A 24,612-nucleotide genomic window follows, 5' to 3' on the forward strand; every position below is an offset into this window, starting at 1 on the left:
AGCGGGCGCAGGCGCTGTCTCAGCGCGCCGCGCCTTCGATGATCGCCAGGACGTCGCCGATGGCGTGCTCCAGGTAGTCGCCCGCCTTGTACGCCGCAAGCGCCTGCGGACCGCCGTCGAGCACCGCCTGCGGCCGTTCGACGAAGCGTCCGAGCAGGTTGAACTCCTCGTCCAGCACCAGTACCAGCGGAATCGGGATTCGCTCCAGCGCCAGGCGCTGGCGCAGGTCGTCCTCGGCGCGGCCCTTGGAAATGATTGCCAGCTCGATATTCGGTTGCAGGCGCTGCGCGAAGTCCAGCGCGGCCAGGTTGATCTGGCAGTCCGGGCACCACATTTCCCCGGCGACCAGCAGGCGATAGCGCCGTTCGATGCGTTGCAGGCGTTCCGTCAGCGCGCTCGGCAGCCCGTTGCTTTCCAGCTTCTGCCGGAACCGCGCGACCGCGCCCTGTTCCGTGGCCAGGCCATGGCCGACGAAGGCGGCGAAGTCTTCTCCGATATCGAACAGTTCCGCGTAAGAGGCCATGCTGGTTTCGCTCCTGTGCTTGGGGAGGGATGGCGCGGCGGATACGCCAGGCAGTCGCGCCACGCCGGGGCGGCCAGGGTAGCGCGCTCGCCGCGTCGCGGCGAGCGCCGGCGTGCTTCGCCGGGACTGGTCGTTAGCATGGCGCGGCTGGTAAAAAGACAGCGCCCCCACTGCCCGCCAAGGCCCGCCCGATGCTGATCGACCTGCCTTCCACCCGTCCGGTCTTCGCCTATGCCCAGGATTATCTCCACGGCGAGCGCGTCGAGCTGCACCGGCATTCGCGCGCGCAATTGATCCATGCGCTCAGCGGGGTGGTCACGGTCGGCACCGCCGAGGGCACCTGGGTGGTGCCGCCGGGACGCGGTGTCTGGTTGCCGGCCGGTATCGAGCATGCCCTGCGTTTCGCCGGCCAGGTGCGCATGCGCACCTTGTTCATCGCCCCGCAAGCGCGCCACGACCTACCGCAGGACTGCCGGGTGGTGGACGTGCCGCCGTTGCTGCGGCAATTGATCGTCGCGGCGATGCGGATCGCCCCGGACTACCCGCCGGGCGGCCGCGACGAGCGGGTGATGGAGCTGATCCTCGATGAACTGCGGGTGCTGCCGATCCTCGCCCTGCACGTGCCACAGCCGGTCGATCGGCAACTGGCGGCGCTGTGCCGCAGCCTGCGCGCCGAGCCGGCCGCCGACTGGAGCCTGGGCGATGCCGCGCGTCGCCTAGGCGTCAGCCCGCGGACCCTGACCCGCGCCTTCCAGCGCGAAACCGGTCTCAGCTTCGTCCAGTGGCTGCGGCGCATGCGCCTGCTCGCCAGCCTCGATGCGCTGGCGGCAGGGCACTCGATCCTCGAGGTCGCACTGGACCTCGGCTACGACAGCCAGAGCGCCTTCAGCGCCATGTTTCGCCGGACCCTGGGCGTTTCGCCGAGCCTCTATTTCGGCCGCGGCGCCGCCTACGGGGTGGCCGAGGGCGACTGAGTTCAGTCCTTCTGGCGCAGCATCAGCGAGGCCAGGGCGCAGGCCAGGAGCGCCATGCAGGAAAGGTAGAAGGCGTCGGAGTAGGCCATCAGATAGGCCTGCTGGCGCACCCCGTGGTCGAGCAGGGCCAGCGCCTGCTGCTGCTCCGGCAGTTGTATCCGCACCTGGCCACCGCCCAGGCGCTGCTGCAGGGCGCCGTCGAAGATCGTCAGGGTCTCGCCGATCCGCTCGGAGTGGAAGCGCTCGCGCAGCGAGACCAGTTGCGTCAGCAGCGCGGTGCCGATCGCGCCGCCGAGGTTGCGCAGCATCGAGATCAGCGCCGAGGCCGAGCCGGCCTGGGCCTTGTCCAGGCCCTTCACCGCCAGTACCGAGAGCGCGACCATGATCAGCGGCTGGCCGATGCCGCGCACGACGATGGAGGGGATGATCACGTTGCGTCCCGCGTCGGCGTTCAGGTGCGCGCCCATCCAGCAGCCCAGGGCCATGATCGCGAAGCCGCCGGCCACCAGCAGCTTGGGGTTCAGCCAGCGCATCAGGCGCGGCAGCAGCGGCGCCAGGAGCAGTTGCACGAGGCCGTAGAGGATCAGGCTGTCGCCGATCTGCCGGGCGTTGAAACCCTGCAACTGGGACAGGTAGTTGGGCACCAGGAACACCAGGCCGAAGGTCGCCGCGCCGAACACCGCCATCGCCAGGCTGGACACGCCGAAGTTGTAGCTGCCCAGCAGGCGCAGGTTGATGAACGGCCGCGCGCCCCACAGTTGGCGCTGTACGAAGAGCAGCAGGGCGAGCACGGCGAGGACGGCGAAGGTGCGGATGAAGCCGGACTCGAACCAGTCGCGGCGGCCACCTTCCTCCAGCACGATCTGCAGCGCGCCGAGGCCGGCGACCATCGCGCCGATGCCGAGCCAGTCGGCCTGGCGCAGGCGTTCGCGGTCGCCGTCGCGGGGGCGGATCGACCAGGCCACCGCGGCCAGCAGGGCGATCCCCGGCAACAGTTGCAGGAGAAAGATCCAGCGCCAGGAATAGGCATCCGCCAGCCAGCCGCCGATCGACGGGCCGGCGGCCTGGGCCACGCTGTTGGAAAGGCTGAACAGCGCCATGCCGAGGGGTATCCGGCTGGACGGCAGCTCGGTGAGGATCAGTTGCATCGACAGCGGGATCAGCACCGCCCCCGAAGCCCCCTGGATCACCCGGATCAGGATCAGCGTCGACAGGTTCGGCGCCAGCGCGCAGCTCAGCGAACTGAGCAGGAACACCAGCGAGCCGAGGAGCATCACCCGGCGCAAGGAGAACACTTCCACCAGCCAGGCGGTAAGCGGGATCATGCTGATTTCCGCGACCAGATAGGCGGTGGAGATCCACGAGCCCTCCTCGAAGGTGGCTCCCAGCGCGCCTTCTATCTCCGGCAGCGCCGCGCTGGTGACGTGCACGTTCATGCCGGCCATGAAGCAGCCGAACAGGCCGCCGGTGACGGCGACCCAGGCACGCAGCGATACCTTGTCGTCAGCGCTCATCGGCGGAGGCTCCGTCCGGTTCGCGAGTGTCCACGGTGGCGATCACCGACATCCCCGGCAGCAGCCGGCCCCGCTCGGCGGCGTCGGCGTCCAGGCGGATACGCACCGGGAAGCGCTGGACGATCTTGGTGAAGTTACCGGTGGCGTTGTCCGGCGGCAGCAGCGCGAATACCGCGCCGGAGGCCGGCGCCACGCTGTCGACGCGGCCGCGCCAGCGGCGGCCGAACGTGTCCACCTCCAGCTCTACCGGTTGCCCGGGGCGGATGCGTTCGAGCTGGGTCTCCTTGTAGTTGGCCACCACGTAGGCCTGCTCCAGTGGCACCACCGCCAGCAGCGGCAGCCCCGGCGTGACGTACTGGCGCAGGCGCACCTTGCGCTGGCCGACGCGGCCGGCGAATGGGGCGCGGATTTCGGTATCGTCCAGGGCGTGGCGCGCCAGTTCGCGCGCCGCCGCGGCTTCCTGCAGCTCCGCCTGGCGCTGGGCGAGCGCCGCCTCCGCCTCGCGTCGCCGGCTCTTCAGTACGTCCCTGGCGGCGCGCTGGCGGCCTTCCTCGGCGCTTGCCCGCCGCGCCGCCGCACGCGCTCGCTGGTGCACCGCGTCGGCATTCTCCAGGCGCTGGCGACTGGTGGCATGCTCGTCGGCCAATTGCCGGTAGCGTCGCCAGTCGGTCTCGGCGCGGCGCCATTCGGCTCGCGCCGCTTCGCCATCGGCGCGGGCGCGGCTGATCGTCTGCGCCTGCTCCAGCAGTTGCCGATCGAGGGTCTCCAGCTTCGCGCGCTGGGCTTCCAGCGCCGCCTGCGCCGCCGCTTCGCGGGCCTCGGCGGCGCGCAGGCGCTGGCGGAAGTCGCGCGGGTCCAGGCGCAGCAGCAGGTCGCCGGCCTGGACGTCGGCGTCGTCGGCCACCAGCACCTCGGCGACGTAGCCGGAGACCTGCGCGCTGACCGCCACCCAGTCGGCGCGTACATAGGCATCGTCGGTGCCCTCCAGGAAGCGTCCGCTGCTCCACCACCAGGCCAGCAGGGCGGCGAGCGCGATGGCGCCGGCGAGGCCGCCCAGCAGCCAGGTTCGGCGCCGGCGCGTGACTGCTGGCATGGTTTCGCCAGTGGTGTGTTCGATGGGTTCCCTGATTGCCTGGTTCATTGTCCGTTTTCCTGGTGGGAGGGGCTGGGAGCGGCTTGCCAGCCGCCGCCGAGAGCCCGGAACAGTTCGACCTGGCGCTCGGCGACGCGCATCTCGGCGTCGACCAGGCGCGCCCGGTCGGCGACCAGGCTGCGTTGGCTGTCGAGCAGCTCGAGGGCATCGAGGGCGCCGGCGCGATAGTTGCTGCGCGCCAACCGGTAGGCGTGGCGCTGCTCGTCGAGGGCACGCTGGAGGTCGGCACGCCGCTGGCGCTCGCCGGCATACAGCGCCAGGGCACGCTCGACCTCGCGCAGGGCGCCGAGCACCGCTCCGTCGAAGCGCGCCAGGGCGGCGTCGCGCTCTGCCGCTGCGCTGTCCAGGCGGCCTCGCGCGCTTTCCCGGTTGGGGAAGCGCCAGCTCAGCAGCGGGCCGGCCGCGTAGGCCAGCGCGCCGCTGCCGCCGAGGCCGGCGAGGGTCACTGCGGAGGTTTCGGCGCCGACGGCGAAGCTGATGCGCGGGTACAGCTCGGCTTCGGCCAGCGCGCGCCGGGCGTCGGCGGCGGCGAGCCGGCGCTCGGCCGCGCGGACGTCCGGGCGGCGCGCCAGCAGGCTCCAGCCGTCGCCGGTGGGCAGGGCACGGCGCAGTTGCGGTATGCCGGCGCAGGTCGCGGCAGGAGCGTCCAACTGGCGCGGCGAGCGCCCGCTGAGCAGCGCCAGTTCGTAGAGTGCCGCGCGCCGCCGCGCCTCGAGCATCGGCAGCGCGGCGCGGGTCCGCTCGCGCAAGGCCAGCAGCCGGCGTCGCTGCAGCTCGCTGGAAAGGCCGGCGGCGAGCTGGCGTTCGCTCAGCGCCAGGCTCGCGTCGAGCAGGCCGACCGATCGGCGTTGTACCTCTGCCCGTCGCGCCAGGGCGCAGGCGCGGACGTAGGCGAGGGTGGTCTGGCTGGCCACGCTGACCCTGAGCAGGTCGCGCGCCGCTTGCGCCGCTTCGGCATCCGCCTTCGCCGCGGCGATGCGGGCGCGGACTTCGCCCCACAGGTCCAACTGGTAGGACAGGTCGAGGCGGGCGGTGTGTTTCCACTGGCTGCGCAGCTCCTCGTCGGTGGCTTCGGCGAGGGTCTGGTCGTCGCCGTCGCGCCCATACTGGTAGCCATAGCCGACCTCGGTCCGTGGCCAGCGTTCGCCCTGTGCGCCGCGCAGATGGCCGAGGAGCGCGCGGGCATGGGCATCGGCTGCGGCCAGGTCGCGGTTGTGGCGCAGCGCGGCGGCCACCAGGTGGTTCAGCCCAGGGTCCTGGTAGAGCGTCCACCACTGGGCGGGCAGCGCGTCGCCGCGGGTTCCCGCCACCCTCGACAGGCCAGGGTCGAGGCTTTCCGCGCGTGGCGCGGGTTGGTTGCGGTTCGCGCAGCCCAGCGCGGTGGAGATCCCCAGCGCCAGCGCCACGCAACGCAGATGACTGGCAAGCGGCATTGCCCTGCTCCCGTGTCTGAAAGAGCGGGGAACGGTAAGGCAGGCGCGGGCGGCCTGCGCCGGCAAAAGCGCCAGTCATCGTCGCGAAATGGACAGTCGGCGGATTTTTCAGCGTTGTCGCATCAGGTACGGGCCGCAGCCCAGGGCCAGCAGCCCGGCCGGGATGGCCAGCAGGGAGATGCGGGCGATCTGCCGGGAGTAGCGGTTCACCCCGGCAAAGCTGTCGCCCTTGGTGGCGGTCTCCCGGCGAAACCCCGGTCGCGGCTTTCGGCGCGGCTGCGTTCGAGAAGGAACTCCACGGCGACCACGCCCAGCCAGAATGCGACGGCGAACAGGCGAAGGGACAACGGCAACGGGTGCATGGCGCGCTCTCGCTGGTCTTTCAGGCGTTCTCCGGATGCCATCTCAGCCAGCGCAGGGCGTCGTCCCACAGCGCCTCTGCACCGGCGCGGAAGTAGCCCATGTGTCCGAGCGGTCCACCGTCGGGTCGCAGGTCGAGGGTTTCCAGCGGTGCGTTGCGGTAGGCCTCGACGAAGGCGTCCCGCGAGCGCGGCGGTGCCCAGGGATCGTCCAGGGCGGTGGCGAACAGACAGGGCGTGCGCACTGCGGCGTAGCGCTGGTGGAGGTGGCGCATCGCCGGGTCGTCGAAATAGTAGCGGGGATGGCGGCACCAGCGCTTCCAGTCGCGGTAGACCCCCAGCGGCAGGTCGTCGCCCATGCCCAGCAGGCTCCAGGCCATGTAGCCTTTCCAGGCCACCAGCGGCGGCAGCACCAGGGTCCACAGCAGGCGCACCTTGAGCGCTTCGCGGCGCGACATCCAGCCGCTCCAGCCGGCGCCGCTGCCGAAGCTGTAGCAGGCGGCGAGCCGCCCATGGTCGGGCAGCAGGCCGATGGCGTGGCCGCCGAAGGAGTGGCCGATCCAGTACAGCGGCCGCTCCTCCCGGCCGAGCAGCTCGACGGCGGCGGCGAGGTCCCGGTAGGCCCAGTCCAGGTAGGACATGGCGAAGCCCTTCAGGCTTGCCGGCGCGGATTCGCCGATGCCGCGATAGTCCAGGGTGAGTACGTCGAAGCCCTGGCGCGCGGCGTGTTCGGCGAAACGCCGGTAGAAGCGCTGGGCGACGCCCGTCGCGCCGGCCACCAGCAGGTTGCCATGGGCGTGGCCCGGCGCGTGGTAGCGGTAGGCGAACAGCGGATAGCCGTCGGTCGCGGGCAGGGCCAGGCGTTCCATCCGCACCGGCGCTGCGGAATGTTGAGTCAACGAAGTCATGTCGGTTTCCGCAGGAGAGATGGAGCGGAGCGACCGGGGGTCGACCCGCAGGGGAGCTAGCGGCCTTTGAACGCCGGCGCGCGCTTTTGCACCATCGCCAGCACGCCCTCGCGGACGTCCTCGCTGCCGATCAACGCGGCCAGCGACTCGTTGACCCGCGACAGCGCCGCATCGTCCCCCTCGTCGCGCCCCTGGAACGCCGATTGCAGCGCGGCGCGCACCGCCAGCGGCGCGGCCCGGGCGATCCGCTCGGCGTATTCGAGGGCCCGTGCCAGTTCCTCGCCGGGTTCCACCACCTCGGTGAGCAGGCGCATGCGCAGGGCTTCGTCGGCATCGAACTCATCGCCGGTGAGGATGTAGCGCATGGCGTCGGTCCAGCCCGCCGCGCGCGGGAAGCGCACGGTGGATCCGCCCAGCGGCGGGATGCCGCGTAGCACCTCCAGATGGGCGAAGCGCGTGCCGCGCGCGGCCACCGCGATGTCGGCATTGAGCATTAGCTCTATCCCGGCGGTCCAGCAGGTGCCTTGCACCGCGACCACCAGCGGCTTGCTTCGACGCGGCTGGACCACGCCCCAGGGATCGACGCCGCCGTCCGGATAGCGGAAACCGCTGGCGGCGAGCTTCGGTGCCAGTTCCATCAGGTCGAGCCCGGCGGTGAAGTGCTCGCCATGGGCGAAGAGCACGGCGCAGCGGGACTCCTCGCTGCGCTCGTATTCACCCATGGCCAGCGCCAGGTCCGCCAGCATTGCGCTGTCGAAGGCGTTGCGCTTGCCCGCGCGGTCCAGGCCGATGAGAAACAGATGACCGCGCTGCTCTCGGGTGACGCGGCCCGGGCCGCTGTTGGCTTCGCTCATGATGCCTCTCTCCTGTGCTTGGGTTGGTGGAGCGGAAACTTCTTCTAGTTACCTACCGAACATTCGGTTTGTAAAAACTAAACAAACATTCGGTAACCGTCAAATTGAGGCGCCAAGGCTTATGGCATAGAATCAACGCCTTTGATCGAGAACAGGAACCTTCCGTGCGTCCGTTGAAAATCTCCCGCGACGAGCTTCTCCAGCGCTGCGCCGGCACCTTCCGTCGCTACGGCTACCACGGCACCACCATGGAAATGCTGTCCAGCGCCTGCGGCTTGACCAAGGCCTCGTTCTACCACCACTACCCGAACAAGGAAGCCTTGCTCCGCGACGTTCTCGAATGGACCCACCAGCGGCTCGCCGAGACGCTCTTCAGCATCGCCTACGACCCGCTGCTGACGCCCCGCGAGCGCCTGGAAAAACTCGGCCGCAAGGCCGCCCGGTTGTTCCAGGACGACAGCATCGGCTGCCTGATGGGCGTGGTCGCGGTCGACGCCAGCTATGGTCGCAGCGAGCTGATGGCGCCGATCCGCAGTTTCCTCGACGACTGGGCGCAAGCCTTCGCCCAGCTCTACCTCCCGGCCTTCGACGAGGCGCAGGCGCTGGAGCGCGGCCGGCAACTGGTGGCCGATTTCGAAGGCGCCATCCTGCTGGCGCGCATCTATGGCGAGCCGGGCTATATCGATGGCGTCACCCGGCGAGCGCTGGAGCAACTGGCGGGCTAGCCTGCGCCCGCCTTCAACCTGAACGAAGCGTTTCGCCAGGCGGTCGGAACAACAGGTCCCCGTTCCGGAAGCCGAGTCCATGCCGCTGCGCCGTGCCGTTTTCGCCATCCTTTTCGCATCCCTGGGCAGTCCTTTGGTCGCCGCCGAAACACCCCTGCGCCTGGAGCGCCTGGAGCGCTGCGGCGATCTCCTGGCCAGCGAGCGGCAGGAGTGGTGCCTGCGCGTGCGCGGCCTGGGTGCCGGCCTGCCGCGCCTGTTGCTGGACGGCCGCGAACTGCCGGCCACCGCCCTGCGGCGCGAGGGCGACGGCCTGCGGCTCCGCCTGGACCGCCGTGGCCACGCCAGCGGTCCGCTTTGGCTGGAGCAGGGCGGGCGCAGCAGCAATCCGGTATGGCTGACCCTGAACGGCAGCCATGTGCTCGCCGCCGGTCCCGACGAGGTGGCGAAGAACATGGATGGCCTGACCACCTACGTCGACCTGGTCAGCCTGTTGATCGAGGAGAACCACGATGGTCGCCGGGAGGCCGAACGCCTGGCCGATAAATATGGCGCGCGGGTGGTCGGCGCGATCCCGCCGTTGAACCTCTACCAGTTGCGCCTGCCGGCGCGCGACCTCGTCCAGCGCGACGCGCTGGTCCTCCGCATCGGCAGCGAGACCAGCGTGGACGCCGTGGTGGTGGAGGAGTCCGTGCCGGAGAAGGGCGAGGAAACCGAGGCGGCGCGCCGGCCCGTGGACAAGCCGGACAGCGACTCCGACGAGTGGGCGGCCAATCGTTTCATGGACGCGGTGAACTATTACCAGCGTCGGGTCCGCGCCCGCCAGGCCCCGCTGGAGACCCGCCCGGTGCGCATCGGGGTGATCGAGCGCGACGTCGACTTCGACGCCCCCGACTTCGCCGACTACCTCGGCCCCTGCAAGGCGCCCGCGCCGCGTACCTGCCTCTACGCGCGCGATGCCGAACGTCCCGACAACCACGGTTCGACGGTCGCCGGCATCCTCGCCGCGCGCTGGGACCAGGGCGGCAACAGTGGCTTCCTGCGTGGGCTGGACCGCGCCAGCCAGGGTTTCGAAGTGATCGTCGAGCGCAATTCCGACGCTGGCATCACGGCCAACGTCGCCGCCTCGGTGAACCTGGTGGAGGATGGCGTGCGGGTGCTCAACTGGAGCTGGGGCATCCACCGCGTCGGCGCTCGCGACGTCGACGGCGACGAGGTGGATTCGCTGGTGCGCTCGGGGATCGCCATGAGCGGCTACGAGGAGTTGCTCGAGGAATTCTTCCTCTGGCTGCGCAAGGAGCATCCGGACGTGCTGGTGGTCAACTCCGCCGGCAACGGCTCGTCCTACTCCGGTACCGACGAATACCGCCTGCCGTCCTCCTTCGTCACCGAGCAGTTGCTGGTGGTGGGCGGCCACCAGCGCAGCGAGCGCCAAGGCCTGGCGGTGGACGACCCGGCCTACGCGGTCAAGCGCAGCACCTCGAACGTCGACATGCGGGTGGATGTCACCGCCGCCGCCTGTACCCATGCCTCGACCCTGGAGCGGGACGCGCGGGGCGAGGTGCACTGCGGCACCTCCTATGCCACGCCGATGGTCGCCGGCACGGTCGCCGCCATGCTTTCCCTCAACCCGCGGCTGCGACCCGAGGAGATCCGCATGCTGCTCCGGCGCAGCGCCATGACCATCGGCGGCGACTACGATTTCGAGCCGGCCGATGCCGAGGACCTCACCGCACCGATCCTGCCCTCGGAGCGCGGCTACCGCCTGGACCACCGCGACGTCGGCCGCTCGGCGCGGCTGGACATGCAGAAAGCCCTGGACCTGGCGGTGAAGAGCCGCGAGCGGGTGCGCTGAGGCGTTCCGCCGGCCCGGGGCCTCACGGCGAGGCTTCCAGCAGCCGGGCGAGGCGTTCGGCGAGTTCGTTGTGGCGGAACGGCTTGGTCAACACCTCGAAGCCGTTGAGTTGCTCGGGCCTGAGGTTGGCGTAGCCGGTGATGACCAGCACCGGCAATTGCGGGAAGCGCTGGCGCAGTTCCTCGGCAAGCTGCACGCCGGTCTTGTCGGCCATGAGATGGTCGGTGACCAGCAGGTCGGGCGCCAGGCCGCGCTCGACCTCGCCCAGGGCTTCCTCCGCCGACGCCGCCTCGCTGACCTGGTAGCCGAGATCGCCGAGCAGCAGCGCGGTGGTGTAGCGCACCATCCTGTCGTCGTCGACCAGCAGCACGTGGGTCGGCCGCAACGCTTCCGGTGCGTCCGGGCAGCTTTCTGCGGTGGATTGCGTCTGCTCCGCGGTGATCGGCAGCCAGATGCTCACCCGGGTCCCCTTGCCGATCTCCGAGTGGATCCCCAGGCCGCCGCCGGACTGGGCGACCAGGCCCTGGACCATCGACAGGCCGAGGCCGGTGCCCTTGCCCACGCCCTTGGTGGAAAAGAACGGCTCCATGCAGCGGGCCAGCACCTCGGCGGGCATGCCTCCGCCGTTGTCGGCGACTTCCAGGCACACGTAGCGGCCGGCGCCGAGACCGTCCACCGCGCCGTCGATCACCAGGTCGGTCCGCGCGCCTATTTCCAGGCGGCCGCCTTCGCCCATGGCGTCGCGGGCGTTCACCGCGAGGTTGAGGATGGCCAGTTCGAACTGGTGCGGATCCACCACCACCGCAGGCAGGCGTTCCGGGATCTCGATGCGGACCTCGATGGTCGGGCCGAGCGAGCGCTCGATCAGGTCGTGCATGCCTTCGACCAGCTCGCGCAGGGCCACCGCCTGCGGCTTGAGGGTTTGCCGGCGGGCGAAGGTGAGCAGGCGACCGACGAGGTTCCGCGCCCGTTCGGCGGACTGTAGCGCGCCGTCGATGAGGTCGGTGGAGCGGGCGTCGTCGAGCCGCCGGCGGATCAGTTCCAGCGAGGCCATGATCGGCGTCAGCAGGTTGTTGAAGTCATGGGCGATGCCGCCGGTCAACTGGCCGACCATCTCCATCTTGCGTGCCTCGTGAAGCTGCGCCAGGGCGCTTTCGCGCTGGGCGAGCATGGTCGCGACACGTTCTTCCAGGCTTTCGTTGAGTTCGCGCAGCTCGTTCTCGGCGCGTACCCGCGCGCTGATGTCCATGCACACGCAGAGCAGGCCGCTGGCGGCATGCTGCTCGTCCACCAGCGGCGTGACCTGGTTCTGCACCCACACCGTATCGCCGTCGGGGCGAACGTAGCGGCCGCTCATCTCGAACGCCGCGCCGGTCGCTCCGCCTGGCGCCGCAGGGAGGGCGAAGTCGGCGGGGTCGAGGATGTCCTGCATGCGCAGGCCGAGCAGGGTCTCGCGCGAACGGCCGGCGATCTCGCAGTAGCGATCGTTGACCCGGGTGAAGCGCCAGTTCCGGTCGCATACCGCGATGCCCGCGCTGGCCTGGTCGAACATCGCCGCCAGTTGCGCGGAACTGGTGCGCAGCGCCAGCTCCGCGCGGGCATGGGTGAGCGAGGTCCAGGCCAGCTTGGCGGCTTCCTCCGCCAGGCGGCGCGAATCTTCGCCGAGCGCCTGCGGATGGGCGAAGTGGATCGCCAGCAGCGCCTCCAGCCGGCCGTGGCGCAGCACCGGGACGTGCAGCGTGGCGCCCAGCCCCAGGCGCGCGCGGCTCGCCGCCTCGTCGAGACTCATGCCGCGCTCCCCGGCGAAGTCTTCCCGCGCCACGCTGCGTCCGGCATGCAGTTCGCCGGACAGGGTGGCGCCGAACGCCAGGTAGCGATGCCGACCGACCGCCGAACGGCCGTCGTGGAGATAGTCGCGATGGACCTGGAAGGTCATGCCGTCGCCATTGTCCTCGCCGAAGAATATCCGCGACGCGCCCAGCTCCTCGCCGAGCCGGCGCAGGGCGGTGGCTTCGATCTCCAGGGGATCGGCCAGGGACGGCAGGGTCTGGCCCAGTTCCAGGAGGAACGCCTGGCGGCGTTCGAAACGCACCCGCTCGGTGGTCTCGGTGACGATGCACAGCACGCCGCCGACGGAACCGTCGGTTTCCCGCACCGCCGAATAGGACACGTCGAAATAGACCGTCTCGCCGCGTCCATGGCGTTCGATGTAGAAGGGCCGATCCTTTGCCGCGAAGGTTTCACCGGTCTCGTACACCCCGCGCAGCAGCGGTTCGAGGTCATCCCACAGCTCCCGCCAGTTCTCTATCGCCGGCCGGCCGAGGGCGCGCGGATGCTTGTCGCCGATGCTCGGCGCGTAGGCATCGTTGTACAGGGCGACGAATTCCGCGCCCCAGAACAGCACGATCTGCGCCTTGGCCGGCAGCAGCGTGGCCATCGTCGTCTTCAGGCTCGCCGACCAGGCGTCCGGCGGGCCGAGGGGCGAACTGGCCGCGTCGAGGCTGAGCAACAGTTTCCCGACCGCTCCTCCGTTGGCCAGGAAGGCCGGTGGATGGTCGAGGGTGTTCGGGTCCGGTTCGATGGTGAAAGGCTGTGCCATGTCTGCGGAGTCTTGCTCGGTTCCGGTTGAGGTGGTGGGTCGTATGGAATATAGGAGGGCGGTGGGTGCGCTTGCGTTCAATCCGGCTGGGCGGGATGGCGCACCGGGGCGCTCCAGACGCTCGGCGCGTTGCCAGGCGGAGTCTGGCGATGATTTCGTACGCGGTGCCCGAGACCGCGATGGAGACTTGGCGTAGGGGCGAACGACGCCACCGGCGTCATTCGCCATGGCCGGGTCAACCGGAACGTCGAGCGGCTACCAGGCGCTGCTGCAGGCGCGTCAGGAAGGCCACTTCGAAGGCGGTCTTCTGCATCGGTGTGGGCAGGCTGTCGCGGCCGAAGGCGAAGGCGGTCCAGAGCTGGCCTTCGATCTGGTCGGCAAGCCAGTTCTCGGCCTGGCGGACGCCCTTGTCGATGGCGGGCTGGGCGGGAACCGGCCAGAGCAGGGAGAGACCGGGCTGCCGGTCGGCGGGGGGAATCTCGACCATCAGGTCCTTGTAGCGTTCGATGATTGCGTCGACGTGGGTCTTTTCCTTTTCATCCTTCGTCATGCTGGGTACTCCGTTTCTGAGAGTCACATGACCTGCCGCCTTCGCTGTCAATCGATGGAGGCAGGATCGCGCAGGGTTGACAGACCGGGAAACGGAACCGGCAGACCACGAGGGTCTCCCCACGCGATCCGCCATGAAGGCCCGCAGTTGGAAAACTGCGGTCGAGCCGATGCCTGCAAAAGCATTCGCTGCTTTCGCATGCACCGCTCGGCGCATCGCGCCGTCTCTTCGGGCTGTCAAACCCGGTCACGGATTTGGCCGTGACGGGCGCAGGATAGGGGCAGGCAAGGCGGGGAGCAAGGGCGGGAACGGGTGACGGCAGAGGCTATCGGCAGGCAAGGCGTTGGCTGAAGCGATTCATTGAAATAACCCGGCCTTGGAGCGCGCCGTTAATCATCGTTTACCAGGAGAAAACAATCCGCCTGGACTGTTCGATTCAATATTTTGTGATGCGCTTCACGTAATAAGAGTATTCCTTATGAGCCACGCAAAAGTGTCATTCGCTTCTTCGAAGAGGGCGCTGCCGAAGTTGCACGCTAGTTGGGCACGCCGCGAGGGCGGCTCGGCACTTTGGTGCATAAGGATATAACCCTTTCTTCATTTCTGATTTTCGTCAGAGTTCGTGCCGGGGCGACCGTCCGTCATTCGATATTAATTAAAAGCGTCAATAATCCGTTTAGGAATCAGGGGCTTGGAAATCCACCTGGCAGAACTGACAGGTCGGTATGCCCAACCAAAGTATTGAACTGATTTAAGTGGTGGTACAAATTCGCCTTTCCCATGTTAGTCCTACTTAACAGGCGAAGCGGTGGAGAGCGCTCTGTTGCGGGCTGCTCGGGATTAAATGGGTTTCGCCCTCGGGGGGCTCCTGTCTTCCAATAAAAACAAGTTGTCGCCAGGCCTGATGAACTTTCAGGTACCCGCGTTCCGTTTTCTCGCGGAACTCACTGACTGCGCTTAACCGCGTGACCGGTTCGGTCGGTAAACAGCGACCTGCGCCGGAAACGCGATAACCGAGACAACTCAATCGAGGAACAGAAGATGGGATTATTCAATGCAGCCGCGAACCTGTTCGGCCAGGTCTACGAGCGCGCGACGCAGGTGGCCGCCACCGCCGTCACGGCGGTGGCGGACGTGGCCAGGACATTGGTGGGCTCCACCGTCGACGCCGTGGAGCAGCAGGTGCACGAAGCGCTTACATCGGTGCATGACGCCGTTGCCAGCGTGGAGCAGGCGCTGGAGGGTACGGTCGGCGCGGTGGCCGGCACGCTCGGCGAGATCGCCGGCGACGCCCTCGACACCGTAGGCTCCGCGGTCGGCACGCTGGGCGGGCTGGCCGGCAACTCGCTGGCGATCGCCGACGACTTGTTGCACGGGCGCGTCGAGCCGGAGGATTACCTGAAGCTGGTCGGTGACCTGGGGCAGGGCGTCGGTGCCACCGTCGGCCATGCCTGGGAATTCGGCAGCGATAGCCTGAAGGCCGCCAACGATCTCTATCACGCCGCCTACCAGGGTGGCTCGCTAAGCCTCGGCAATAGCGACGGCCCGCTCGGGGTCAATGTGATCGGCTCGCTGCTCGGCGGCAATCACGACCAGGGCGTGATTCCCGATAGCCGCGGCATCCTCGGCCCGCTGCCGATCAACGTCTCCTTCACCGAGCAAGGCCTGACCTTCGGCGGCGAGACGCCGCTGACTCCGCTGGTCACCGCAGCCCTGGCGCTGAATCCGATCACCGCGCCGCTGGTGCCGGTGCTGGCGCCGCTCAACCTCGGCGGCCTGGGAGTGGTCGGCTCGGTCGACAAGGAAGGCTTCAGCGCCAAGTTCTACGGTATCGCCGGACCCAGCTACAACCTCGGCGTGGCCAATCTCGGCGGCACCCTGGAGCTGGGTAGCTACAACGAGGTCAAGCTGCTGAGCTGGAACGAGGTGACCCTCAAGGACCTGCCCATCGTCGGCGGCATCCTCGGCTACGTGCCGGTGGTCAAGGACATCGGTGTCTCGCTGCCGACGCTGGACCTGCACTTCGACAGCAAGCTGTATGCGCAAACGATTGCCGGTGTCGATGTCGCCGGGGTCGGGCCGAAGGGCCAGATCGAGCTGGTGCATGACCTCGACAATGACCTGTCGATCGTCGCCGGTATCGCCGGGGATACCGCGCACAGCGCCCTGGACGGTGCCGGCAAGGTGCTCGCGGCGCTGCTCGGCCACGGCGGCGAAGCGGCGCCGCCGACAATCCAGCTGATCGGCGCCGACCCGGCGCCGGAGCATCAGGCCCTGGCCGCCTGACGGCGAGGGAACGCCCGGCACAGGGAGGTGCCATCCGGGCTCATTCGGGATTCCAGCGGCAGTCGTGGCAGAAGTGAGCGCGCTCGATGGCAAGGCTCGGTTCCAGCGTTACCAACGAAATCAAACAGGCCCTGGCGGCCAGTCGCGGCGCGTTGCGCAGCGTGGCGGCGTTCTCCGGGGTGATCAACCTGCTGATGCTGGTGCCCTCGCTGTACATGCTGCAGGTGTACGACCGCGTGCTGTCCTCGGCCAACGAAGTCACCCTGTTGATGCTGACCCTGATGGCGCTCGGCGTGTTCGTCTTCATGGGCGCGCTGGAGGCGCTGCGCAGCTTCGTCCTGGTGCGGGTCAGCGAACGCTTCGACGGCCAGTTGCATGGGCGGGTCTACGCTGCCGCCTTCGAACGCAACCTGCGCGCCGGCGGCCAGGAGGCCAGCCAGGCGCTGCACGACCTGACCACCCTGCGCCAGTTCATCACCGGCCAGGCGCTGTTCGCCTTCTTCGACGCACCCTGGTTCCCGGTCTACCTGCTGGTGATCTTCCTCTTCGACCCCTGGCTCGGCCTGCTCTCGCTGGTCGGCGCGCTGGCCCTGATGGCCCTCGCCTGGTTCAACGAACGCGCCACCCGTGCGCCGCTGGCCAAGGCCGGCGAGTTGTCGATCAAGTCCGGCCAACTGGCCAGCAACAACCTGCGCAACGCCGAGGTGATCGAGGCGATGGGCATGCTCGGCAGCATGCGCGGGCGCTGGGAACGGCTGCACCAGGCGTTCCTCGACCAGCAGAGCCTGGCCAGCGAGCGCGCGGCGCGGATCAACGCGCTGAGCAAGTACCTGCGCATCGCCCTGCAATCCCTGGTGCTCGGCCTCGGCGCCTGGCTGGCGGTGGAGGGACGCATCACCCCGGGGATGATGATCGCCGGCTCGATCCTGATGGGCCGTGCGCTGGGGCCCATCGACCAACTGATCGGCGTGTGGAAGCAGTGGGGCGCGGCGCGCGATGCCTATCGCCGGCTGAGCGGCCTGCTCGACGAATTCCCCGCCCGCGAGCGGCGCATGGAATTGCCCGAGCCGCGTGGCCACCTGCTGCTGGAGTCGCTGGACGCGGCGCCGCCCGGCAGCGAGGCGCGCACCCTGCGTGGCCTGACCCTGGCGATCCCGGCCGGCTCGGTGGTCGGTGTGATCGGTCCGTCCGGCTCCGGCAAGTCGAGCCTGGCGCGGGTAGTGCTGGGCATCTGGCCGACCCTGCACGGCAGCGTGCGCCTGGACGGCGCCGAGATCCGCCAGTACGAGCGCGAGACCCTCGGCCCGCGCATCGGCTACCTGCCGCAGGACATCGAACTGTTCGCCGGCACGGTGGCGGAAAACATCGCCCGCTTCGGCGAGGTGCAGGCCGACAAGGTGGTGGAGGCGGCGCGCCTGGCCGGGGTCCATGAACTGGTCCTGCGCCTGCCGCAGGGCTACGACACCGTGCTCGGCGTCGGCGGCGCCGGGCTTTCCGGCGGCCAGCGCCAGCGCATCGCCCTGGCCCGGGCGCTGTACGGCGCGCCGACCCTGGTGGTGCTCGACGAACCCAACTCGAACCTCGACGACAGCGGCGAGCAGGCGCTGCTGGCGGCGATCCAGGCGCTCAAGGCGCGTGGCTGCACGGTGCTGCTGATCACCCACCGGGCCGGCGTGCTGGGTTGCGCCGACCGCCTGCTGGCGCTGAACGCCGGCCAGTTGCACCTGTACGGCGAGCGCGACCAGGTGCTCGCCGCCTTGAACAACCAGCGCGCCGCGTCGGCGTCGCAGCAGCGCGCGGACTACCGGGTGGCCGGCTACGGCGCGCCGCAGGTGGTGGCCGCGCCGCGCCAGGGAGGTGTGGAATGACCCGCACGGTGAAACGCGACGAGAACGCCTATGCGCGACTGGGCTGGCTGCTGGTCCTGTTCGGCTTCGGCGGTGCGCTGCTCTGGGCCGCCTTCGCGCCGCTCGACCAGGGCGTGGCGGTGCCGGCCACGGTGATCATCTCCGGCCAGCGCAAGTCGGTGCAGCATCCGCTGGGCGGGGTGGTCAAGCACATCCTGGTGCGCGACGGCCAGCATGTGGAGGCGGGCGAGCCGCTGATCCGCATGGAGCCGACCCAGGCCCGGGCCAACGTCGATTCGCTGCTCAACCGGTACGCCAACGCGCGGCTCAACCAGGCGCGCCTGCAGGCCGAATACGACGGCCGGCGGACCCTGGAGATGCCCGCGGGGCTGGCCGAGCAGGCCCCGCTGCCGACCCTCGGCGAGCGCCTGGAGTTGCAGCGGCAGTTGCTGCACAGCCGCCAGACCGCGCTGGCCAACGAACTCTCCGCATTGCGGGCGAACATCGAGGGGCTGCGCGCCCAGCTCGAAGGGTTGCGCCAGACCGAGGGCAACCAGCGCCTGCAACAACGCCTGTTGAACAGCCAGTTGAGCGGCGCGCGCGACCTCGCCGAAGAAGGCTACATGCCGCGCAACCAGTTGCTCGAACAGGAGCGCCAACTGGCCGAGGTGAACGCCCGGCTATCGGAGAGCAGCGGTCGCTTCGGGCAGATCCGCCAGAGCATCGCCGAGGCGCAGATGCGCATCGCCCAACGCGAGGAGGAGTACCGCAAGGAAGTCAACGGGCAACTGGCGGAAACCCAGGTCAATGCGCGGACGCTCTGGGAGGAGCTGTCCTCGGCGCGCTACGAACTGCGGCACGCCGAGATCCGCGCGCCGGTCAGCGGCTACGTGGCCGGCTTGAAGGTGTTCACCGATGGCGGGGTGATCGGCCCCGGCGAATTGCTGATGTACATCGTGCCCAACAGCGACAGCCTGGAAGTGGAGGGCCAGCTCGCGGTGAATCTGGTCGACCGGATCCACAGCGGGTTGCCGGTGGAGATGCTGTTCACCGCCTTCAACCAGAGCAAGACCCCGCGGGTCACCGGCGAGGTGACCATGGTCAGCGCCGACCGCCTGCTCGACGAGCAGAACAAGCAGCCCTACTACGCGCTGCGCGCCCAGGTCGACGCGGCCGCGATGGGCAAGCTGAAGGGCCTGCAGATCCGCCCGGGAATGGCGGTGCAGGTGTTCGTCCGCACCGGCGAGCGCTCGCTGCTCAACTACCTGTTCAAGCCCCTGTTCGACCGCGCCCACGTGGCGCTGGCGGAGAACTGACCGATGACCATGCGCCGCCTGATGACCTGGCTGTTCGGCGCCTTCCTGTTGCTGCTGCGCGAGGATGCCTTCGCCCTCGGCCTGCTGGACGGCTATCACCTGGCCCTGGAGAACGACCCGCAGTTCCAGGCCGCGATCCAGGAGCACGAGGCCGGCAGGCAATACCGTGCGCTCGGCCGCGCGGCGCTGCTGCCGCGCCTGGTGTACAGCTACAACCGTGGGCGCAGTTGGTCCGATGTGACCCAGGCCACCACCCGCGGCGATTTCAAGGAAGACCGCGACTACGACAGCTACGTCTCCACCCTCAGCCTGCAACAGCCGTTGTTCGACTACGAGGCCTTCAGCCGCTACCGCAAGGGCGTGGCCCAGGCGCTGCTGTCCGACGAGCGCTTCCGCAGCCAGAGCCAGGAACTGCTGGTCCGGGTCCTGGAAGCCTATACCGGCGCGCTGCTGGCCCAGGACCAGATCGAACTGGCGCGGGCGCAGAAACGCTCCTACCGCGAGCAGTTCCAGCTCAACCAGCGCCAGTTCGAGCGCGGCAACGGCACCCGCACCGACACCCTGGAGACCCAGGCCCGCTTCAACCTGGCCCAGGCCCAGGAAATCGAGGCGCGGGACAGCCAGGATGCCGCCCTGCGCGAGCTGGAGCGACTGGTCGGGGCGCCGCTGGAAATCGCCGACCTGGCGCCGCTCGGCGAACGCTTCCAGGTGCGCCCGCTGAGCCCCGCCAGCTACACCGCCTGGCGCGACCTGGCGCTGGCCGAGAATCCCGAGCTGGCCTCGCTGCGCCACGCGGTGGACGTGGCCCGCTACGAGGTCGAGCAGAACCGCGCCGACTTCCTGCCGCGCCTGGGCCTGTACGCCAGCACCGGCAAGTCCAAGTCCGGTTCGGAGAACACCTACAACCAGCGCTACGAGACCGACAGCGTCGGCATCCAGTTGAGCGTTCCGCTGTTCTCCGGCGGCGAGACCCTGGCGGCGACGCGCCAGGCCACGCATCGCATGGAGAAGAGCCATTACGACCTGGACGACAAGGTCCGCGAGACCCTCAACCAGGTGCGCAAGATGTACAACCAGAGCAGCAGCAGTGCGGCGAAGATCCGTGCCTACGAGATGACCGTGGATTCGGCGCGGACGCTGGTGATGGCCACGCGCAAGAGCATCGCCGCCGGGGTGCGGGTCAACCTCGACCTGCTGAACGCCGAGCAGGCGCTGTACAGCGCGATGAACGAGCTGTCCAAGGCCAAGTACGACTACCTCACGGCCTGGGCACGCCTGCGTTTCTATGCGGGCGTGCTGGACGAAGCCGACCTGGAACTGGTGGCGGCGAACTTCGTCGTCGGCGAGACGCCGGCGCGCCGCCGCGACTGCGCGACGACGGATTGCCCGGCGCCGCTGCACACCCTGTCGAAGACCGATACGGAGGAAAACCGGAGCGCGCTCAATTGAGACCGCGAAGGACGTGTAGGCAAGTCGATGTCCCGGGCGGGTCGACAGAGGTCGAACAATACGCACGGAATTGTTTTTCCAATAAGGCACTATTTATGTGAAACGGTTTATATAATATTCCAGTGTCTTCGGTAGTTTATCTTTCCTGCATGATTTCATATATGCGGAATTCGTTCGTGCATATGCTTTAAGTGCAGCTTAATTTTTTTCATGAAACCTGTGGACATTGGAAAATGAGCTGTGTCAGTTTGGACTTCGGCCTGATCAGGCCGATAACTGCAATTATCCATCCGATAATTGTATCCGAGTTATTTCCTTTACAACTTAAAGGGATATGACAATGTCCAGCAATTCTCTTGCATTGAAAGGTCGTAGTGATGCGTATACCCAGGTAGACAACTTCCTGCATGCCTATGCGCGGGGCGGGGACGAATTGGTCAATGGCCATCCGTCCTATACCGTAGACCAGGCGGCGGAGCAGATCCTCCGCGAACAGGCGTCTTGGCAGAAAGCACCGGGCGACTCGGTGCTGACCCTGTCCTATTCGTTCCTGACCAAGCCGAACGACTTCTTCAATACGCCGTGGAAGTATGTCAGCGATATCTACTCGCTGGGCAAGTTCAGCGCCTTCTCCGCGCAGCAGCAGGCCCAGGCCAAGTTGTCGCTGCAATCCTGGGCGGACGTCACCAATATCCACTTCGTCGACGCCGGCCAGGGCGATCAGGGCGACCTGACCTTCGGCAACTTCAGCAGTAGTGTCGGCGGTGCGGCGTTCGCCTTCCTGCCGGATGTACCGGATGCGCTCAAGGGGCAATCCTGGTACCTGATCAACAGCAGCTACAGCGCCAACGTCAATCCGGCCAACGGCAACTACGGACGCCAGACGCTGACCCACGAGATCGGCCATACCCTGGGCCTGAGCCACCCCGGCGACTACAACGCCGGCGAGGGCGATCCCACCTACGCCGACGCTACCTACGCCGAGGACACCCGCGCCTATTCGGTGATGAGCTACTGGGAAGAGCAGAACACCGGCCAGGACTTCAAGGGCGCCTATTCCTCGGCACCGTTGCTGGACGACATCGCGGCGATCCAGAAGCTCTACGGGGCCAACCTGACCACCCGCACCGGCGACACGGTGTACGGCTTCAACTCCAACACCGAGCGCGACTTCTACAGCGCCACCTCGTCCAGTTCCAAGCTGGTGTTCTCGGTGTGGGACGCCGGCGGCAACGACACCCTGGACTTCTCCGGCTTCAGCCAGAACCAGAAGATCAACCTCAACGAGAAGGCGCTGTCCGATGTCGGCGGGTTGAAGGGCAATGTGTCGATCGCTGCCGGGGCCACCGTGGAAAACGCCATCGGCGGCTCGGGTAGCGACCTGTTGATCGGCAACGACGTGGCCAACGTGCTCAAGGGCGGCGCCGGCAACGACATCCTCTACGGCGGCCTCGGCGCGGACCAGCTGTGGGGTGGCGCGGGAGCCGACACCTTCGTCTACGGCGATATCGCCGAGTCCTCCGCGGCGGCGCCGGATACCCTGCGCGACTTCGTCAGCGGCCAGGACAAGATCGACCTGTCCGGGCTGGACGCCTTCGTCAACGGCGGGCTGGTGCTGCAATACGTCGACGCCTTCGCCGGCAAGGCCGGCCAGGCGATCCTGTCCTACGACGCGGCGAGCAAGGCCGGCAGCCTGGCGATCGACTTCAGCGGGGACGCCCATGCCGATTTCGCGATCAATCTGATCGGCCAGGCGACCCAGGCCGACATCGTCGTCTGACGCGCTGACACGGGCGCGGTTCGGTGCGGCGGTACGAACCGCGGCCCTTCGGCCGGCCGGGCACTGTTCGAATTGATAGGTGTCTTCCACAGGAGCGAAGTTGTGAACTGTGGCGCGCCCGTGGGCCGGCGACCCGGCGGACGAACGGAGGCCCGCGGCGCCTGGCGCGCGCTGGCGTTCGAAGCGAGGATGGCGGGCGGCGTTCGCCGTGTTATCCGATGTTCCAGGCTTGAAGGAGATCTCTCGATGTCGGCAAGCGCGAAGCTCTCCAGGATGGTTTGCTTGCTCTGCGGTTTTTTCAGCACAGGTATCAGTATGGCCAGCAGTCTGATTCTTCTCAGCGCTTCCGATCTCGCCGGGCAATGGACCCTGCAGCAGGACGAGGCGCCCGCGATCTGCCACCTGGAGCTGCGCGACAGCGAAGTGGCGGAAGCCAGTGGCTACGACCTGGGCGGCGATACCGCCTGCCTCACGCGCTGGCTGCCCAGCGAGCCGCGCGCCTGGAGGCCTACCCCGGCCGGGATCGCGCTGCTCGAACGCGGCGGCCTGACCCTGATGCTCCTCGGTCGCCAGGGCGAGGGCGACTACCGGGTGCAGAAGGGCGACGGCGGGCAGTTGGTGCTGCGCCGCGCGACGCCCTAGCTCGCCTGCGGGTCAGACCACGAAGCGACCGATCATGCCCTTGAGGTCGTTGGCCAGGCGCGACAGCTCGTGGCTGGCGCCGCGGGTCTGCTCGGCGCCCTGGGTGGTCTGCACGGCAACGTCGCGGATGTTCACCAGGTTGCGATCGACCTCGCGGGCGACGTGGGCCTGCTCCTCGGCAGCGCTGGCGATCACCAGGGTGCGCTCGTTGATCCGCGTGGCGTGCTCGGCGATCTCGCCCAGGGCGTGGTCGGCGGCCTCGGCCTCGTCGAGCATCTGCCGGGCGCGCTGGTCGTTCTCGCGCATCGCGGACACCGCGGTGTCGGTGCCCTCGCGGACGCTGGCGATCATGCCTTCGATCTCATGGGTCGATTGCTGGGTGCGGTGGGCGAGGGCGCGCACTTCGTCGGCGACCACCGCGAATCCGCGGCCCTGCTCGCCGGCGCGGGCGGCCTCGATGGCGGCATTGAGGGCGAGGAGGTTGGTCTGCTCGGCGATGGCGCGGATCACGTCGAGCACCTTGCCGATGTCCTGCGCCTGGCTGGCCAGGCCCTCCACCAGGCGCGCAGTCTGGCCGATCTCGGTGTTCATCTGGCGGATCGAGCGGACGGTCTGTCCGACCCGTGCGCGGCCGTTGCCGGCGGCCCGTTCCGAGAGACTGGAGGCCTCGGCGGTGGAGCTGGCGTTGCGCGCGACCTCCTCGACCGCCGCGCTCATTTCGTTGACCGCGGTGGCGGCCATCTCGATCTCATCGTTCTGCCGGGCCAGCGACCGGTTGCCTTCCTCGGTCACCGCGTTCAGTTGCTCGGCAGCGGCGGCCAGCAGCGCGGCGGAATCGCCGATTTGCTCGATGGTGTCGTGCAGGCTGGCCTGCATGCTGTGCATGGCCTTCATCAGTTGCGCCGGCTCGTCGTCGCCGTCGCTGGCGATCTCGCCGGTCAGGTCGCGGGCCGCGATGCGGTCGGCGCAGGACACCGCCTGGCGGATCGGCACGACGATGCTGCGGGTCAGCAGCCAGGCGATCGTCACGCTGGCCGCCAGGGCCACCAGCAGCACCGCGAGGATCGCGGTGGAGGCCCGGGAGTAGACATCGGCGGCTTCGGCGGTGGAGGCGCGGGCGGCCTCGCGGTCGAGGGCGATGAGTTGCTTCAGGGTCCGCTGCACCTGCTCGTAGCGCTGCAACTGGGCCCCGCCCATCAGCACGCTGGCTTCGTCGGTACGGTTGTCACGGGACAGCGCGAGCAGGGCGGCGTGTCCTTCGAGGTACTCCTGCTGGCGCTGGACGAACTGGTCGAGCAACGCGCGCTCCTCGTCCAGGACCAGCAAGGGGCGGTATTCCCTTTCCACCCTGGCGAGGGTAGCGATGACCTCGTCCATCCGTTGTTCCTGCTGGCGCATGCGCGTGGCGTCGTGCAGCAGCACGTGGTTCATCTCGCCGAGGCGCAGTTCGCTCATCAGGCCGCTGAGCTGGGCCGAGGCTTCGACGCTGGGCAGCCAGACCTCGCCGATATCCCTGGCGGCGCGGTTCAGCGAACCCATGCGGTTGTGCGCGAAGAGGCCGAGCGCCACCAGCAGCGAGGCGAGGATGGCGAAGCCGATGACGGCGCGTGGGGTGATGGCGATACGACGAAGAAGCATGGGGTGGTCTCCGACCGGGCTGTGGGAAGGTGCTTGGCCCTGTAGCGGGGCGCGGAGGGGTTTCTTGAGGGGCTGCGGGGCTATTTGGAATTGCCCTACATGATTGCTAGGAATTTTCTGTAAGTTTTCGATGTGCTCGAGCCGGTTGTGCCGTTTTCGGCATGCTCCGGGTCGATTGAGGTCAAGAGAAGGCTGTCGCGGCAGGCCACC

At 68.4% G+C, this 24,612-nt stretch carries 18 protein-coding genes; 9 read left to right on the top strand and 9 right to left on the bottom strand.

The features are described from left to right. Nucleotides 1-19: 19 nt before the first annotated feature. Complete coding sequence (locus HMPREF2924_RS22880; protein WP_003086710.1) at nucleotides 20-523, bottom strand: thioredoxin family protein; 504 nt, start codon at nucleotides 521-523, stop codon at nucleotides 20-22. Nucleotides 524-714: 191 nt separating this feature from the next. Between HMPREF2924_RS22880 and HMPREF2924_RS22885 the strand changes: the two genes are divergently transcribed. Next, nucleotides 715-1,497 carry an AraC family transcriptional regulator gene (locus HMPREF2924_RS22885; RefSeq protein WP_003133644.1) on the top strand — a complete coding sequence of 261 codons (783 nt, stop codon included), beginning with the start codon at nucleotides 715-717 and terminating at the stop codon, nucleotides 1,495-1,497. A gap of 2 nt (nucleotides 1,498-1,499) precedes the next feature. On the opposite strand, the gene HMPREF2924_RS22890 is transcribed toward HMPREF2924_RS22885, so the two are convergent. The 5 genes from HMPREF2924_RS22890 to HMPREF2924_RS22910 form a co-directional block, all read right to left on the bottom strand. Next, nucleotides 1,500-3,011 carry an MDR family MFS transporter gene (locus HMPREF2924_RS22890; protein ID WP_003133642.1) on the bottom strand — a complete coding sequence of 504 codons (1,512 nt, stop codon included), beginning with the start codon at nucleotides 3,009-3,011 and terminating at the stop codon, nucleotides 1,500-1,502. Beyond that, entirely contained in the window at nucleotides 3,001-4,152 is a 1,152-nt protein-coding gene (locus HMPREF2924_RS22895) for an HlyD family secretion protein (protein ID WP_003133640.1), read from the bottom strand. The genes HMPREF2924_RS22890 and HMPREF2924_RS22895 overlap by 11 nt, the downstream gene beginning before the upstream one ends. Continuing rightward, a complete protein-coding gene (locus HMPREF2924_RS22900; RefSeq protein WP_016263766.1) occupies nucleotides 4,149-5,597 on the bottom strand; it encodes an efflux transporter outer membrane subunit in 1,449 nt (482 codons plus the stop codon). The genes HMPREF2924_RS22895 and HMPREF2924_RS22900 overlap by 4 nt, the downstream gene beginning before the upstream one ends. A 382-nt stretch (nucleotides 5,598-5,979) precedes the next feature. Continuing rightward, complete coding sequence (locus HMPREF2924_RS22905) at nucleotides 5,980-6,864, bottom strand: alpha/beta hydrolase family protein (protein WP_003133586.1); 885 nt, start codon at nucleotides 6,862-6,864, stop codon at nucleotides 5,980-5,982. Between the two features lie 56 nt (nucleotides 6,865-6,920). Then, on the bottom strand, nucleotides 6,921-7,718 hold the full coding sequence (locus HMPREF2924_RS22910) for a crotonase/enoyl-CoA hydratase family protein (protein ID WP_003086719.1): 798 nt from the start codon (nucleotides 7,716-7,718) through the stop codon (nucleotides 6,921-6,923). Nucleotides 7,719-7,882: 164 nt separating this feature from the next. Here HMPREF2924_RS22910 and HMPREF2924_RS22915 point away from each other — a divergent pair, with 164 nt between their 5' ends. Both HMPREF2924_RS22915 and HMPREF2924_RS22920 read left to right on the top strand, forming a co-directional pair. Then, nucleotides 7,883-8,443, top strand: a complete 561-nt coding sequence (locus tag HMPREF2924_RS22915; protein ID WP_003133584.1) for a TetR/AcrR family transcriptional regulator — start codon at nucleotides 7,883-7,885, stop codon at nucleotides 8,441-8,443. A 79-nt stretch (nucleotides 8,444-8,522) separates the two neighbouring features. Next, nucleotides 8,523-10,295, top strand: coding sequence for a S8/S53 family peptidase (locus tag HMPREF2924_RS22920; RefSeq protein WP_003133583.1), 1,773 nt, complete (start codon nucleotides 8,523-8,525; stop codon nucleotides 10,293-10,295). Between the two features lie 22 nt (nucleotides 10,296-10,317). Here HMPREF2924_RS22920 and HMPREF2924_RS22925 read toward each other — a convergent pair whose 3' ends face one another. After that, on the bottom strand, nucleotides 10,318-12,894 hold the full coding sequence (locus tag HMPREF2924_RS22925; RefSeq protein ID WP_003133581.1) for a PAS domain-containing protein: 2,577 nt from the start codon (nucleotides 12,892-12,894) through the stop codon (nucleotides 10,318-10,320). Between the two features lie 235 nt (nucleotides 12,895-13,129). Further along, the gene (locus HMPREF2924_RS22930) at nucleotides 13,130-13,444 is read right to left on the bottom strand and encodes a LasR-specific antiactivator QslA (RefSeq protein ID WP_003086723.1); all 315 of its coding nucleotides are present in this window, start codon (nucleotides 13,442-13,444) and stop codon (nucleotides 13,130-13,132) included. A 1,041-nt stretch (nucleotides 13,445-14,485) separates the two neighbouring features. Here HMPREF2924_RS22930 and aprX point away from each other — a divergent pair. From aprX to aprI, 6 genes are all read left to right on the top strand, one after another. Next, nucleotides 14,486-15,730: a type I secretion system-dependent protein AprX gene (gene aprX / locus HMPREF2924_RS22935; RefSeq protein ID WP_023094818.1), complete on the top strand. Its 1,245-nt coding sequence runs from the start codon at nucleotides 14,486-14,488 to the stop codon at nucleotides 15,728-15,730. 86 nt (nucleotides 15,731-15,816) lie between these two features. Continuing rightward, nucleotides 15,817-17,598: an alkaline protease secretion ATP-binding protein AprD gene (gene aprD, locus HMPREF2924_RS22940; protein WP_003133560.1), complete on the top strand. Its 1,782-nt coding sequence runs from the start codon at nucleotides 15,817-15,819 to the stop codon at nucleotides 17,596-17,598. Then, the gene (aprE, locus tag HMPREF2924_RS22945) at nucleotides 17,595-18,893 is read left to right on the top strand and encodes an alkaline protease secretion protein AprE (protein WP_003082540.1); all 1,299 of its coding nucleotides are present in this window, start codon (nucleotides 17,595-17,597) and stop codon (nucleotides 18,891-18,893) included. Before aprD ends, aprE begins: the two co-directional genes overlap by 4 nt. A 3-nt stretch (nucleotides 18,894-18,896) precedes the next feature. Then, nucleotides 18,897-20,342 carry an alkaline protease secretion protein AprF gene (gene aprF, locus HMPREF2924_RS22950; protein WP_023094817.1) on the top strand — a complete coding sequence of 482 codons (1,446 nt, stop codon included), beginning with the start codon at nucleotides 18,897-18,899 and terminating at the stop codon, nucleotides 20,340-20,342. Between the two features lie 340 nt (nucleotides 20,343-20,682). Next, nucleotides 20,683-22,122: a serralysin family metalloprotease AprA gene (gene aprA / locus HMPREF2924_RS22955; protein ID WP_003133549.1), complete on the top strand. Its 1,440-nt coding sequence runs from the start codon at nucleotides 20,683-20,685 to the stop codon at nucleotides 22,120-22,122. A 246-nt stretch (nucleotides 22,123-22,368) separates the two neighbouring features. Then, on the top strand, nucleotides 22,369-22,764 hold the full coding sequence (gene aprI / locus HMPREF2924_RS22960) for an alkaline proteinase inhibitor AprI (RefSeq protein ID WP_003082543.1): 396 nt from the start codon (nucleotides 22,369-22,371) through the stop codon (nucleotides 22,762-22,764). 12 nt (nucleotides 22,765-22,776) lie between these two features. On the opposite strand, the gene HMPREF2924_RS22965 is transcribed toward aprI, so the two are convergent. Further along, nucleotides 22,777-24,402, bottom strand: a complete 1,626-nt coding sequence (locus tag HMPREF2924_RS22965) for a methyl-accepting chemotaxis protein (protein ID WP_003133547.1) — start codon at nucleotides 24,400-24,402, stop codon at nucleotides 22,777-22,779. Nucleotides 24,403-24,612: the final 210 nt, after the last annotated feature.

It is taken from the genome of Pseudomonas sp. HMSC063H08 (genome assembly GCF_001813645.1).
GTDB classification, from domain to species: domain Bacteria; phylum Pseudomonadota; class Gammaproteobacteria; order Pseudomonadales; family Pseudomonadaceae; genus Pseudomonas; species Pseudomonas aeruginosa.